Below are 14,328 nucleotides of genomic sequence, written 5' to 3' on the forward strand. Positions count from 1 at the left end.
CCGCTCACGCTGTAGTCCGTACCGGAAACAAGCGGCGCAGCTCCGTTCGCGATCCCGCTGAGCGTATTGCCGTTCAGCGTCATTGTCGTGCTTATATCCGCCTGGTTCGCCGGGTTTTTGTCAAAGCTGCCCGTGGCTGGACTGATTGTAGAATCCGTCGAAACGGAAATGCGGGTCGCACTTACTCCACCACTTCCAAATGCGAGGAATTGACCGTTATTATACATCATCATATTGATATAGTGAGATCCGAGGCTAGGCGATGCCGCTTCCGCCTCCCAGTTTGATCCGTCATCTGAAGAGGAGTAAAATTGCGACTCACCACCTGCCACAAACAATCCATTGGCATAAGTGATGGCATATAGAACCGCTCCGCTTATTTTGCTGGCCGTCCACGTTGTGCCATCAGCTGACACTGCGACGTCACCATTGGCACCGACGGCAACAAAATGACCATTCCCGTAAGCGATGCCGTCCAATGGACCACTTATGTGGGAGTCTCGCAGAGTCCAGTTCAATCCGTCGGACGATGTATAGATGATCCCGTTATTACCTACTGCAACAAAGAGGTTGTTCGCATAAGTGACGCCATAAAACATGCTGTTGTCTGATTGTGTTGATGTACATGTCGCCCCGCCATCAGTGGAAGTCATGATTTGACCGTCCACCGAGCCGTTTATCCCTCCAACCGCAACATATGTATTGCCATGAAAAGAAGCCCCAAATAAGTTCCCTTGTCCATATGACGTATTAACGATTGAACAGTTGCTCGCGATATTCCAGAGGATTCCATCTGATGATGTAGCAAGAAATGAATCATAGCCGCCTGTTCCCAGTTTCATTCCGGTTAAGACCCACTTCGTACCCGTATACATAATGTAGGACAACGTATAGGTATTGTCAGCCAATGCAGGGGTAAAGCTAATCGTCTGCTGCACCCAATTACCCATGCCGTTCAATTTGTAGAGATGCCCGCTGTTAAACGAGGAGAACGAAACGGCCAGCAATGAGGTACCATCATATGCTGCGGCGTAGAAATCCCCGTCAATACCGCTGGATGTTTTCGTAGTCCAGGTACTTGTTGCTGCGGAGACTGTGCCCGCATATTGCGGGATACAGATACCCAGCAACAAAATCGCAGTTGTTAAAGCCATCATTCGTTTAATTTTAGATATCAACTTCAACTTTCCTCCTCCTGCATTCTTTCATACAGTGCAATTATATATAAATAATCTGTATATGCATAGTTATATATAAATTTTTAGGTATAAAGCTACTTCCATCACAACAGTAGCCAAATTAAATTTTTGGATTCAGTTCGTGAAGGTACCTTGAATTCTAAAAGAGCTTTACTTTCAATGTTTTCGACAGTTCGTAAGAAGGAACAGCTATAAACTAAAAAAGCATCCCGGAAGGAAGGATACTTGTTGATTTGCATATTTAATACTTTTTAGTGCGAAACATCTTCGGTATCAATGCTCTTTAGCCAAGTTTGTGTTTATCATTAGCATCCTCAACTTTAACTAAATTACGCACTATTTCATCTGATTGCTAGACGATTCACTGATTGAAATTCTGAACTACGATGGTTGCTAGCTGAATCCATTTATATGGGACGGCTCTATATAAGTTATTCTTAACTATCATGCATGCTTTCCAATTCTTCGATACATACTTCTGCCCATGACAATTCCGCTTCGGCAATCTTGTAACCCTTCATAACCGAAAGCAGCCAGAATTTTTTATCTGTTTCAGAGGAACTATTCCGGATTTGAGCGTCGATTTCATGCAGCACATCGATTGTTTCTTTTTTTTGCTTGATTAAAGTTTTCAATTGAAAGATCATCTCGTCCTTATCGATTTTGGAACCAAAAAACATACGCAGAGCAGTCTCGTCGCGAGTAAATGAAACAAAATTTTGCGGAGTCTGATTCAGCCACTGATTGAGCTCATCCCTACCCTTGTCTGTCAACGAGTAAACTTTTCGGTCAGGACGGGACTCTTGCGTTTCAGTATGCGATACAACGAGATCCTTGCCTTCTAATCCACTCAGTTCACGATATATCTGGCTTAAGTGTGCCGGCCAAATGTTTTTTATAGAGGCATCAAACACGTTTTTCAGATCATATCCCGTCATTTGCTTGTAAGAAAGCAATCCTAAAATAGCAAAAGCTAATGACATTTAACCTCTCCCCTTCAATATTTAAAATGCTTACCTCCGAAACTATAAAAAATAACAGTTCGCTTGTCAATCCATTAAATTGTTTGTCACTTGCTACAAATTCCGTACAATGGGTAGTCCAATAGAAGATTCGACCTAAACAATCCTAGAGCTCATGCATCGAAATTGAAACTCTCCCTATCTTCGTTGTATCGAGATTTGGAATTTAGAAGTGTTTCACTGAATATGATGAAGAGTACATTTGTAACAACTATCTAGAAATCGAGGTGAGCGAAGATGACCGGGAAGATCAAAGCATTCAAAGAAGTGGGAATCACTGTTTCCAATTTGGAAAGATCCGTATGTTTTTATCGGGACCTGCTTGGATTTGAAGTGTTAATCCCTTATTCCGGTGTATTGTACCGCCCCGGAACAGGCTACCCAAACGCCTGGGTTCAATATACCGTGTTATACATGGGTGATATCTGGCTCGAGTTGGTGCAATTTTTGGAGCCCGTGGCAGCTTATAGCCGCCCTTTGCCGTTATACGCTCCGACCGCACCTCATTTAGGCTTTCAAGTTGAAAATATTGAGCAAATGTATGCCGAGTTTGCAGCACGTGGCGTTCAATTTGTCAGCCCAATCAATATCGAATATGACGGACCTGTGATCGGCGCGAAATGGGTCTACTTTCTCGATCCGGACGGGGTGACGCTTGAATTGTTCGATCTAAGCGGTTTGAAGCAGCCGTTAACCGGAACTTTGCGCCCTTCTATGCGTCCTTAGGCTTTACTTCGATGCCGATTCCGAGTGCTTCCGATATGCTCCGGAATTATTAATGTCGACATGTACTTTGAGATGGAAATCAGTATGGTTAAGGATATGCTCATTTCCTTGCGCACTCATCTGTCCCCATGCTTTCTTATGGTATCGCTGCAAATTAATCGCGACATTCAAAATATCGAGATTTTGGCGCCGCATTCGATCCAAAAACAGTTTTAATCTTTGTGCCAATGCCTTTTCAATTTTCTGTTCCAATCGACTGGTCTCAGCGGGAACGGAGAGATTCCACTCTCCGTACATATCCTTAATCGTTATTTCTTCTTTCACCGACAAAAATACAGCTATCTTTCCATTGTCGACCTTCATCCGCATAGCGCACGATTCATCGACCGTCTCCGAAACTACGAGCTCTCCATCGATCGTCCAGTCATCAAACGTTCCCTGAGCAATCTTTCCTTGCAAATACATGAGATCTTTCGCCGAACTTCCGGTCAGTTCCGCTTTCAAGATTCCTTTTTGAAAGATCCCCATTCCTCCTACTCTATGAACCAGCATGTCCCCATGTTGATTTCGTTGAACGACCGGCATGAATGCCAATTGGTTCGGGTCGAGTACCCGCTGATAGAGCTGGTTGTAGTTAACTTTATACATCGTTGCGGTATTTTTCCAATCCTTATCCAGTTGCTTTAATTCTTGAGATGCAGAGCCGGCCGACGTCTTAACGGCCAGTATTTCACTTCCCTTACCCGGTGTAACGAAGAAGTAGACCGTCCTTCGAATTTGGAATTCGCGCCCAAGTTCTTCAAGAAGGTCGGCGATACCTTCTCGCGCTTGCTTTTCCCCAATGACAACAATACCGACATGTGAGAATGCCGGACGAGCGGAGGATACCTCGGCAAGTGTGTTCTTCGCTTCGGATAAAGAATTGACTTCAACGGAATAAACTTCGCTCGAAGAATGACCGTTTTGCTCTAATTTCGGAGGCAACCATTGCGCGGTAAATTTGAATCTTTTCCGTTCTCCCTTGTCGATCCCAATCCCGAGAACCAGATTGATATCGCTAATCTCCTTCCGATCCCAGCATCCTGTCAGGAGGAAAGCACAACACCATATAAGAATTAGCATATTAACCGTTTTGCCCATTGCACAACCTCTCTTTTCTGATGAGGAAAACGATACCGAGCAAGCCGGGAAGGATGAGCTGAAAACAGATGGCAATCCAAATCCCCTGCCCGAATATAAATTGCACCATTTGCTTTTCAGATCGAAACAGGATCAAGGAGAGCAGCAGAAGAAGCACGGATGCAGGCAGCAATAGACCACGATAACCGTTCTTGCGCTCCATCAATTGATTTAGCGACGAGATAAAAACAGTAAACACAGTGCCAATCGCGATAAACATGCCCGCTCCATAAAAGGTGACAAACAGGACATCCATTCGTTCGAAAAAATCGCCGAACTCAACCATTCGGGATAATTCCACGGGCGGATAATGAAGCATAGCCAATTGTCGAGCCGAGAACAGTCCGACGGTGGCTAAATTCAGGAAACTGGCCACGAACACGACAAGCGTCGTCCGCCAAGTGATATAGGATCCGATCTTGCGTTGCTTTTGAATGAAGGGGTACAGCATTGTTAAAAAAATGAATTGCGAATGGGGAAAAAGGTAATAGATGCTGGACGTACCTATATCACCAAGCGAAGATCCCAAGAAAGGCAAATAATTCGCAGCATTGATATCGGAAATGACCGAGGCTGTTAGGAATATGTTATTCACACCGAACAATAGAAAGGCAGCCAATACGCCGAGCCTTGCAACCGCGTTATAGCCTTGCAAGGCACTATAGACACAGAATGTAAGAGTCATCACTATTAGCACAAAAACAGGAGTGTGAGGCAAAAAGGTCATTTGAAACCCCACGGAAATTCTGCAAATGTACAAGGAAGATATAAGCATGAAATAAAGCACATATAAAGCCCCGATGACTCTGCCTACAAATGGACCTAACAAGGTTTTCGTGTATTGGATGAGGGTTTGCGTAGGGAATTTCTTCGCCAACCAAGCGTAATACGACAAGAGAAGCATTCCGAACATGATCGCAACCACTATCGCTATCCAGGTATCCTGGCCAGAGAGGTCCGCCATTTTGGAAGGTGCATAGGAGTAAGCCTCTGTCGCAATGCAAAGCGATAACAAAGCAATAGTCTGAGAAGGAGTTATTGTCAACTTATTCTGCATACATTCATCCTCTTATCCTGTTTGATTTGGTCCGGAGTCAGCTGTTTTTCTTCGCAAGGCTAAGCAGCCAGCTGAATGGTGCCCGAATAATCGTATCGTAGAAGCCATTTTTCCGGATGGGGGCAATAGGATCCAGATAAGGTTCACCTAAGCTGCGAAGTCCAACCAAATGCATGGAAAGCATCATGATTCCCCACATTAATCCAAATGCCCCAAAGAAGCCGGTCAGGATAATGAACATGAATCTGAACAAACGTAGCGCTACGGATAAGTTATAGCTGGGAATAATAAATGAACTAAGAGCCGTAATCGCGACAACGATAACCATCTGCGGACTGATAATACCCGCTTTGACAACGGCTTCGCCAATAATAAGTCCGCCTACGATGCTCGTTGTGGAGCTAAGCATTTTCGGGAGCCTCAGTCCCGCCTCCCTCAAGATTTCAAACGCCCCTTCCATAAAAACGGCTTCCATGATGGAGGGAAACGGTACGCTAACTCTTCCTTGCTGTATGCTAAGTGCAAGTTTGGTCGGAAGCATTTCTTGATGGAAACTCGTCAATGCAATGTATAAAGATGGAAGCAGCAGCGAAATGAAAATAGCCAGCAACCGGAGCAATCGAATGAAGGATCCGAGGTACGGAGAGAAATGGTAATCCTCAGGCGATTGGATTAATGTCAGAAGCTGGACTGGACCGATTATGGCGAAAGGTGTGCCATCCACAAGGATCGCAATATGGCCTTTAAGTAGATTTCCAACAATGCGATCCGGCCTTTCGGTTACATCGAGTAAGGGAAACAACGAATATTTGTGGTCATGCTTCTGAATCGCTTCGAACAATTGCTGCTCCGCTTGAAGCGCAATGGCATTCAAGCTTTGTAGGCGCATCCACCCCGTTTCCACTAACGAGGCATCTGCTACGCTCTCTATATAAAGAAAGGCAACCGACGTTCGCGTGAGCGTCCCTATTTCGATCTTTCGCAGTTTTAGTCGCGGGGTTTTCAGACGCTGGCGAATTAAGGCGATATTGGTAGAGATATCTTCTACAAATCCCACTTTAGAACCGCGAAGCGTTGGCTCTCCGCTCGGTTCATTAAGTGACCGTTTACTTACTTTGGAGGAGGGGATCAGCTGACAACGCGACTGCCCTTCTACGAAAAAAGCGATGTCCCCATTTAATATTGATAACGAGATATCCCTCATGCTGTCTGCATACCGAATGCCTTCCAGCATGAGTGGCTTCTGCGTATCCCTTACTCCCTCCGCTTGTCGTGCGATAGCTGGTAAAACATTTTCATTAATTATAGCCGGATCAATTAGTTCTTTTAAATAAGCAAGGGCACAATTAAAATCAAGGGATTGAATATTTAAATCATCCGCATGAAGAAAGTATAGTTGCTTCAACAGACTGATATTATCCTTCAAAGTTTGCGATACCGGTGCATCCTCGTACTGGAAATGATCGCCTGCCATTGGATTTCCCACTATGAAGCCTCCTTCGAAAAATCTGGATGTTTTTACATTCCCCCCTTTTATGCTTATTTATTCCATCCCGGAAGAACAGCGATTAGGTGAATAAACATTCATTTGCAAGAAATAAACGACCCGCAGTTTACTGTATAACAAGAACTGAATTAAACCAGCTTTATAAAACGCAGTAAACCCGGCCTTTGCTACGGACCGGGTTAGTAACTTAGTGTCAGATTTTTTTAAATGCGAATTCTAATCCACTACTGCTTCCATCGTTCCTGTCTCTTTTTGTCGTGAACTGAAAGCCTTTCGATATATAAGCGCCCCTGCAGAGGAGACTGCAAAAGCAGCTGCTGCAAAAAAATACAACGCTTGAATACCCATGGTATCCGCGATCCATCCCGACAATAATAACGATACTCCATAGAGGAGAGAGATAATTGAAGATTGGGCGGCAAATACCGGTGGCAACTCGGATGGGGGGACGCTGGTTTGATATAACGTACGCTCCGCCAAATCTTTCACCGATTGCGAGGCTCCTAGAGCGAGCATGACGCCAAGCGCTGCCAAAGGGGTGGACAAGAAGCCGAAGCCGAATGTAAATGAGGCTAAACATCCGCTGCCTACTGCGAGCATCAAACCAAGCTTCTGCATGTACCCCGATAAGCGACTTATAAAAAGGCTCATGATCACGAATCCACCCAAATAAGCACCGTTCAGCCATCCCCACCATATCTCATCGGCATGGAGACGATCGCCGACGAACACGAGCAGCAACGCTCCGGCAAACACAGCCCGGAACAGCCCTTCCCAAATGTCCATCCAGAGCAGGACGCGCAGCTCCGGCACGCGATAATATTGTCGCCATCCGGTCTGGATCAAACAGAGCCACGAAGTGGCTGGAGCGGTATCTGAAAGGGCAGCATCATTTTCTCGGATCAAAGAAGAAGCCCCCCAAGCTCCGAAAAGCAGTAAAGCCGCAAGGATCAGTACCTGGCCGGCACCGAGCCAGGAAACAACGATAGAACCAATCGTCCAACCGGAAAGCGAACAGGTCTGTACGACGCCCGCAAGCACGCCGTTCGCTTTCAGCAAGGAATATTCAGGTACGGTTAGCGCAACCAACGACGATCTTACTGGACTCGCAACTCCTTCCAGAATGGAGATCAAGAACACTATACCGACCAGTAGTGCGACATTTGGATGTTCATTGCCGAACACAAGCATGTATACCGCAAGCAAGCTGAGCCCAAGGGCTTGCCCTCCGAGGCAAGTGGCCAGAAGACGGCTCAAACGAAGCTTGAGGGTGATGACAGGCGAAAGAGTGCTGCCGACCGTCATACCGGCGACCCTCAGCAAAGGATAAAGGGCAGTAACGGTTGCCGAGCCGGATAGATGGTAAAGTGTTGCTACCAACGCCAAGATGTACAAGACGTCTCCTAAAGTCGATAGTGCCTAGCTTAGCCAGAGTCTATGGAATGATTTTGTAAACATGCGCCTCATCCTTCCCTATATTCAGTTGTCAAATGGAAAAGGAATGAGTGATTACAACGGCCTTGCCTCCGATCGGTGCGAAATTAAGTAATATTGTAACATACGACGTTTTACGTCGAAAAGAAAAATAGTTGAGTAACTTATATAACAAGATTTTTTATTCCTAAGTCTTTTAAATGGTTTCGAGATTCGTACCGATAAAAGCGCAGTTTACGCTCTTTATTATCACAGTTTCATCGCCGAGAGGCCACTTTCTTTTATGTCTCGCCCTGAATTGTGAGGTTGTATTGGACCAGATATATGCTTAATGTGCATGATGTGGCGTTAAGTTTCCGCCATTAATTTAATAATAGGCTCTGTTATTCTTGATTGTTCAAACCAAAAGAAAAACCGTCGTATCATAAGGCGGTTAATTCTGAGTGATATCATTATTTATTCTTCGTACCTTGGATACCTGCTTGCTTTTCATAGCTTTTCCACCAATAGTAAGGTTGCAATTCTTCTAAGGTTTTATAAACATACATATTCTTTTCATCATAAACGGCAGCTTTCAAATACGGTCCCCAAAAGAAGAGTCTTTCTTGACATACTCCACATGGCGTTAGAATTTTATATTCGCTGTTTTCATGCTCACGGATAACACAGATTGTATGCGTCACAACTTTATTTAGCTTATGTGCTTCACATATAGATCCCGTTTCTACACAAACTTCCGTTGATGGATTTATCGTTTCAGGTGCAATGCTTGTCAATATTGTTCCATCTTCAGTACACATTGCAGCTGCAGAACCCTGACCAGTTGGAAACCTTTCTTCAATTAGTTTAGTGGCAGCTTTAAATAACTTTTGTTCAATATTCATACTTGTACCCCCTATTTGATTTACCTCTCTAATAAAATTGTTCAAGTTAGTCTGTAAAAAGTTCATTTCTGACTCCACCTGCCGAAAGGAGGCCCTCATATCATTAACAAATGTGTACTGCTTTGCGGCTTAAGTGCAACAACCTCGAAGCGTTCGATTTCCCCTTCCTTCTGCAGTTGGATGCAATACTACATTGCTTCATTCAGCACAGCTTGCGCTGTTTTTTCACATCCTGGAATAATTTCTCCCCAACCAATCATCAACGATCCAATAACCATTAGAAAACATCGTTTATAATAATGCAAGTATTTTGTTGTTCTTATTTCAGATTTCAGTTACATTTTATGATCGACAAGAGCTCGCATTTTCATGTCTATACAATCATAATAATCACTTCACAAAAAGTCTTCGCAACCACTTCATTAGTGACATACCCCGTTTAGTCTTCTTCTGTTCAACCTGATAGTATATCCATGCATGTTTGTTAATATTTCCAAGCTCCCAATTTCTCATCTTCATCTGTGCTTCATTTAAATAAGTTTTATCTAACACCTTAATCACTTCCCCATAATATTGCGACATTCTCTTCTAAAGTGCTAAGAAAGCGTTGTGGGCTTTGTGCTTACAAATCACTTAATCGTTTATTTACACCGGCTGTCCAGCGCTCTTCTCTGCCTGCTTCGCTGGAAACGGCTGCTTCTTCAGCATCGTGACTGCATAGCCCGCTGCGATACTTCCACCAGCAAAGGCAAGCAGTATTCCGATGTCGCGTAACGTATGAACTCCACCGAACTGTACGTTCATTAAGCCATCGACCGCATAAGTCGCTGGCAGGAAACCCGACAGCTCCTGGTAAGCATGGCTCAGCATCTGCTTCGGAACGATCGTACCGGAAGAAACAAGCTGAAGGGAGAGCAGTGACATATTGATGAACATGCCTGCCAAACCGAAGGTCATCAAGAATAATTGAGCAAAAAACATGAATGTCATCACCGTCAGCCAGTGAAACAGCCAGAAAGTCAACATGCCGTGCTCCATTTGACCGCCGAAAGCCGCGATAATGGACGTGCCTGCCAGTGATACGACGAGGGAGGCTGGAATGACGTACACCACACGAAACGCAAAGTGCTGAACCTTCGTCAATGCTGTTCCAATTTGAAGCGACACCTGGTGGACGTTCATGCCCATCAGCATCGCGCCAACGAAGGAGCCTAGAATTAACATCATGGGGACCATCTGATTTTCCATACCGTTAACCGGATGAAGAATTGTTGTATGTGAGCCAACCTTGTGGTGGAGCTCATCAGCCAGCTCGTTAGCTTTGCTCCCTGGCACCTGAAGCTGCTTCAGTACTGCGGTCATGCCTTCTTGTTCGGCATTTGAGACGAGCTTGTCCGTTATCTTTTCAGATACGCTTTGCATGATGCCTTTGGGCAATTGCGCATTAGCTTCATTGAGCGTAAATGAAACCTCTGCTTTCTTATCCGGCGTCATCATCTCACGGCCAAAACCGGAAGGGATCGTAACCATTAATTGAACGTCGCGCTGCTCCAGCTCTGCCAAGGCCTTCTCCTTGGTTAATTTTTCAACTTGGAACGGCAAGCTAGCCTTCAGCTGGTCTGCAATCCTTGCACCGAAATCACTATCTTCATTAACAATGGCTATTTTTAACTGATCAGTACGATCAAGAACGCCATGATATGCAGTCATCCAAAAAATACAAAATATCATTTGAGCCATTAAGGCAACAATAACCGCTAACTTCGTTTGTCCGATCTTCCAATATGCTCTCCATGCCTGTTTCACGTTCACGCCTCTTCTCTATGAGTTATAATTAACATAGGTTAATATTAACCTAAACAATTTTAAAGATCAATATGAATATAAGTTAAACTTAACTTATGTTAGTTTTAATTGTACTTCTATTTATTTTCGAATAGAATATACCTATACATTTGAAGAAAGAGGTGCTGAGATGAGTTCAATTCGATACGCGATTCTATCTCTCCTGGCGAGGGAGCCGCTCAGCGGATACGACATTAAACAGTATATGAATAATAGGCTAGGTCCCTTCTGGAAGGTTGGCAGTAATCAAGTGTATCCTGAACTGTCAAAGATGGAGGCGGAAGGACTCGTGCAGCGGCAAGCCGTCGAACAGCATTCATACCGACCTGCAAGAAAGGTTTATGAAATCACGGCGCAAGGAAAGAGTGAGATTATTGATTGGACGCTTGCTCCCGCAAATTTCGAACTGAATTTACGCGATGAATTTCTTCTGAAAACGTATAATGCATGGCTTGTTGAACCGGATAACATGATTTCGAGCTTTATGGAAGAAAGGAAAAAGCACGTTGAGATTCTAGAGACGTATCAGATGAAGCTTGCTGAGCTTACGCCGACCCTCGATGCTTCAAATAGTAAAGATCCGTTGAATTCGACCATTTTCATCATCGACTTCGGGTTAAGGCACGAACAGATGTATATTGAATGGTGCGACCAAATGATCCAGAAATTAAAAACGGAATAAAGTGCTGCGATGGCGACCGTCCCGCTTAAAGCTGAGGCATATCGTTTAAGTAGCTATTGGGGCATGAGTTCAGTAGTAAACGGACTTATGCCTTTCTCAAACTGGAGCTGATTCGTCTGCAATGTAGGAATCGATGCCGGTCCCATCCAATTGGTTGGATCTAAGCCGAAGAAGCAGGCTTCCTTTTATCGGCCATGACACCTGCATACCTTTCTATTACCATCTAAGCCCTCATGGTTGCAAAAAAAACCTGCATTGGATTATCCCCCAAAAAAAGCACCACCTTACGGCTTTAGTTAGCCCTGAGGTGATGCCATTGTTCGGTTAATCACTAACATTTGCAAAACCATAGTGTCAGTATCTCTTCAGCCATGATTAGCTTCCAGTTCTTGATCTATATCATACAAGAGTTGTATGGTGCTTTGAGTCCCCTTCCTCAGTGAGATACATAACTCGCTATCCTTTCGGCGCGTATTGTAAAATCCCGGTCCTTCATGGGCAGGTGAACCATGGTTCGAAACTTCGCAGAATAATAGGCCGCCATGATGATCTCTGTCGTTTTGTGGCCATTCACTCCTTCCAACCCGGTTAGAGCGCCCTCTTCATAAGCTGTCAAAATCTCGCCCAACATCTCTGCAAAGCCTTCGTAATAACCCGACGGCCTTCTGAATAGGTATTGCTTCTTCAGTTCTTCTGATCTACATTCATCATTAACAATCAACGTTACCTGTTCCCCGATTCGAACCGTACCTTTCTCGCAGTTCACGATGACCCCTGCTCCTTCAAGATGGCTTCCCAGATGGATATGACCTAAGACTCCGTTCTCGTACTGCATCTGAATCATAAGGTGATCTTCTACCTCATGACCGTATCGTTGTTTTCCTGAGAATATACCTTGTGCCAATACCCACTTCACTTCCATATCGTTCATAAAGTAGCGATGCATATCGACCCAGTGCGTTCCCCAGGACATAAGATCCCATCCATCGCCTACCCAAGCTTCCATACGCAATACAGCTCCGAGATGACCGTCATCAATCATCTGCTTCACGCCGCTGAAAGTACCTTCATACCGGCGCTGATGATTGACATATAATCTGGCACCGTGCATTTGGCATTCCTGAATCATTTCATCGATTTCATCTACTCCGACAGCCATTGGCTTTTCACACAGGATCATCTTGACTCCTGCCCGTGCTGCTTCAATCGTCATCTCTTTATGCAGATTTGGCCATGTGCAGATGCTCACTATATCAAGCTTCTCTCGCTTCAACATGAGCTTATAATCTGAATACGTACTAGTTACATTATATTCCTCCGCAAAAACCTGTGCGTTCTCCTCGGATATATCCGAGATTGCTGCGATAACGGTATTGGGATTCTCCGTGAATGCCCTCCCGTGATTATAAGCCACCGAGAATCCTTCCTTATTCGCATTAACCCCTGCTTGAGGACGACCGCAGCCTATAATTCCGACCTTATATGTCATTCGTCGTCTTTCACCTCTCGTTACCCAACTGCAAGCATTCAGAATAAACTGCTTGTAATACGGATTAAAACAGGATTCTGCATCATGACCGAGCATGATAGCAGCCACATCTGATTGTTGGATTCTGCGATACCAGATCATTGGGTGGCTGCCTGTTTCCTGTGAAGTGCTGGCTAGTATGGTGTTCCCTTCTGCCATATCAAGATCGTAGTACATTTCATCTGATACGGAGAACTGATCAGGGATGCCCTCCACTAGTGGATGTCTTCGTGTAACTTCAACAGTGAAGTTCTGATCAGCCGGTCCATGCTTCGAGCGCTCCCAGTTCCAGACTCCGCCTGTATAACGGATATACTCTGGCCAGTCATCCCAATTGCCAATCGAACAATGCAATACTACTATTCCTTTTCCAGCCTGGGTATGCTTCTCTAGGGCAGCTCGGCTGATATCGCTTAACGAATGTCCGCTGCCCGTCCATTGACAACTATTCATTACAAGAATGTCACTTGTGACGAAGTGCTCAGTTGCCATATCTTCTGCCACTTCTGTCGAATATACTTCATAGCCTGCTTCTGATAAATATTGTTGTACTAGCGGTGTGGTTTCCGTAACCATCATACCTCCACCGAGTAAAAATACTTTCATATGTTTCTTCCTCCAATAGTTCGAAGGGATCTTCATCCCTATGGAAGCGGTCGAATATCAGCATTTTATCGACTTAGCCTCGAATTGTTCTGTAATGTTATCCTTCGTTAGATATCCTCTATAACAATCGGCATACGTTCGATACGAGGATCAGTAAAAATATCGAACTCATCCCTGCTTGTGCTGGAAAACTCGGAGACAACGGCTCCTTCTGCTCCTGCTTGGAACCAATGGAGCGTATCTGGAGGAATAGTATATTGATCTCCCGGATTTAGGCTGATTTCGTAAAACACTGTATAATAGGGCTCGCTGCCCGCTGGAATAGCGCTTTGAATTACCTCAGCTGGCGGTCCTTCTACATAAAGGAACACCTTGCCGTAACGGCATCGGAACGTTTCCATCTTGCCCGCCTCCCCTTCAACCTGCGGATGACGATGCTCAGGACAAGTTTGATGCGGGAACAGCACAAGCTCCTTCGCACAATAACGATCTGTATTGACGTAGGTAACCAGCTCAAGACCTTGCACTTCTAGCTCTCCCAGACCAAAGGAAGCAACCTCAATATTGTCAAACTCGGACGACGAGAGCACGATTCCAGCTTTATCGAACAGTTCGGCTGCTCGTTGCTGTGCCGCTTTCACTTCGCTTCTTCTCATTCT

12 protein-coding genes are annotated in these 14,328 nt (G+C 44.8%); 2 read left to right on the forward strand and 10 right to left on the reverse strand.

The genetic code is table 11. The annotated features are described in order from the left end of the window. Positions 1-1,178 (reverse strand): X2-like carbohydrate binding domain-containing protein (locus A8990_RS20255; protein ID WP_245996119.1); only part of this gene is annotated, 1,178 nt, incomplete at its 3' end. Positions 1,179-1,636: 458 nt separating this feature from the next. Next, positions 1,637-2,182: a PadR family transcriptional regulator gene (locus A8990_RS20260; RefSeq protein ID WP_116190869.1), complete on the reverse strand. Its 546-nt coding sequence runs from the start codon at positions 2,180-2,182 to the stop codon at positions 1,637-1,639. A gap of 276 nt (positions 2,183-2,458) precedes the next feature. Here A8990_RS20260 and A8990_RS20265 point away from each other — a divergent pair, with 276 nt between their 5' ends. Further along, positions 2,459-2,947 (forward strand): VOC family protein, encoded by a 489-nt coding sequence (locus tag A8990_RS20265; protein WP_116190870.1) that lies wholly within the window; start codon positions 2,459-2,461, stop codon positions 2,945-2,947. Positions 2,948-2,950: 3 nt separating this feature from the next. On the opposite strand, the gene A8990_RS20270 is transcribed toward A8990_RS20265, so the two are convergent. The 6 genes from A8990_RS20270 to A8990_RS20300 all read right to left on the reverse strand — a co-directional run bounded on the left by A8990_RS20270 (position 2,951) and on the right by A8990_RS20300 (position 10,814). Then, positions 2,951-4,087, reverse strand: a complete 1,137-nt coding sequence (locus A8990_RS20270) for a Ger(x)C family spore germination protein (protein WP_116190871.1) — start codon at positions 4,085-4,087, stop codon at positions 2,951-2,953. Continuing rightward, positions 4,071-5,183, reverse strand: coding sequence for a GerAB/ArcD/ProY family transporter (locus A8990_RS20275; protein ID WP_116190872.1), 1,113 nt, complete (start codon positions 5,181-5,183; stop codon positions 4,071-4,073). The genes A8990_RS20270 and A8990_RS20275 overlap by 17 nt, the downstream gene beginning before the upstream one ends. Positions 5,184-5,220: 37 nt before the next feature. After that, complete coding sequence (locus A8990_RS20280) at positions 5,221-6,669, reverse strand: spore germination protein (RefSeq protein ID WP_116190873.1); 1,449 nt, start codon at positions 6,667-6,669, stop codon at positions 5,221-5,223. A 237-nt stretch (positions 6,670-6,906) separates the two neighbouring features. After that, entirely contained in the window at positions 6,907-8,076 is a 1,170-nt protein-coding gene (locus A8990_RS20285) for an MFS transporter (RefSeq protein ID WP_116190874.1), read from the reverse strand. Between the two features lie 500 nt (positions 8,077-8,576). Beyond that, complete coding sequence (locus A8990_RS20290; protein ID WP_116190938.1) at positions 8,577-9,008, reverse strand: cytidine deaminase; 432 nt, start codon at positions 9,006-9,008, stop codon at positions 8,577-8,579. 645 nt (positions 9,009-9,653) lie between these two features. After that, complete coding sequence (locus A8990_RS20300) at positions 9,654-10,814, reverse strand: YhgE/Pip domain-containing protein (protein WP_116190876.1); 1,161 nt, start codon at positions 10,812-10,814, stop codon at positions 9,654-9,656. A 169-nt stretch (positions 10,815-10,983) separates the two neighbouring features. Here A8990_RS20300 and A8990_RS20305 point away from each other — a divergent pair, with 169 nt between their 5' ends. Further along, positions 10,984-11,535: a PadR family transcriptional regulator gene (locus tag A8990_RS20305; protein WP_116190877.1), complete on the forward strand. Its 552-nt coding sequence runs from the start codon at positions 10,984-10,986 to the stop codon at positions 11,533-11,535. A gap of 436 nt (positions 11,536-11,971) precedes the next feature. On the opposite strand, the gene A8990_RS20310 is transcribed toward A8990_RS20305, so the two are convergent. Together A8990_RS20310 and A8990_RS20315 are read right to left on the reverse strand one after the other, a co-directional pair. Beyond that, entirely contained in the window at positions 11,972-13,669 is a 1,698-nt protein-coding gene (locus A8990_RS20310) for a ThuA domain-containing protein (protein ID WP_181909689.1), read from the reverse strand. A 107-nt stretch (positions 13,670-13,776) separates the two neighbouring features. Beyond that, entirely contained in the window at positions 13,777-14,325 is a 549-nt protein-coding gene (locus A8990_RS20315) for a D-lyxose/D-mannose family sugar isomerase (protein WP_116190879.1), read from the reverse strand. Positions 14,326-14,328 lie beyond the last annotated feature (3 nt).

This window comes from Paenibacillus taihuensis, from assembly GCF_003386535.1.
Taxonomy (GTDB): Bacteria; Bacillota; Bacilli; order Paenibacillales; family Paenibacillaceae; genus Paenibacillus_Z; species Paenibacillus_Z taihuensis.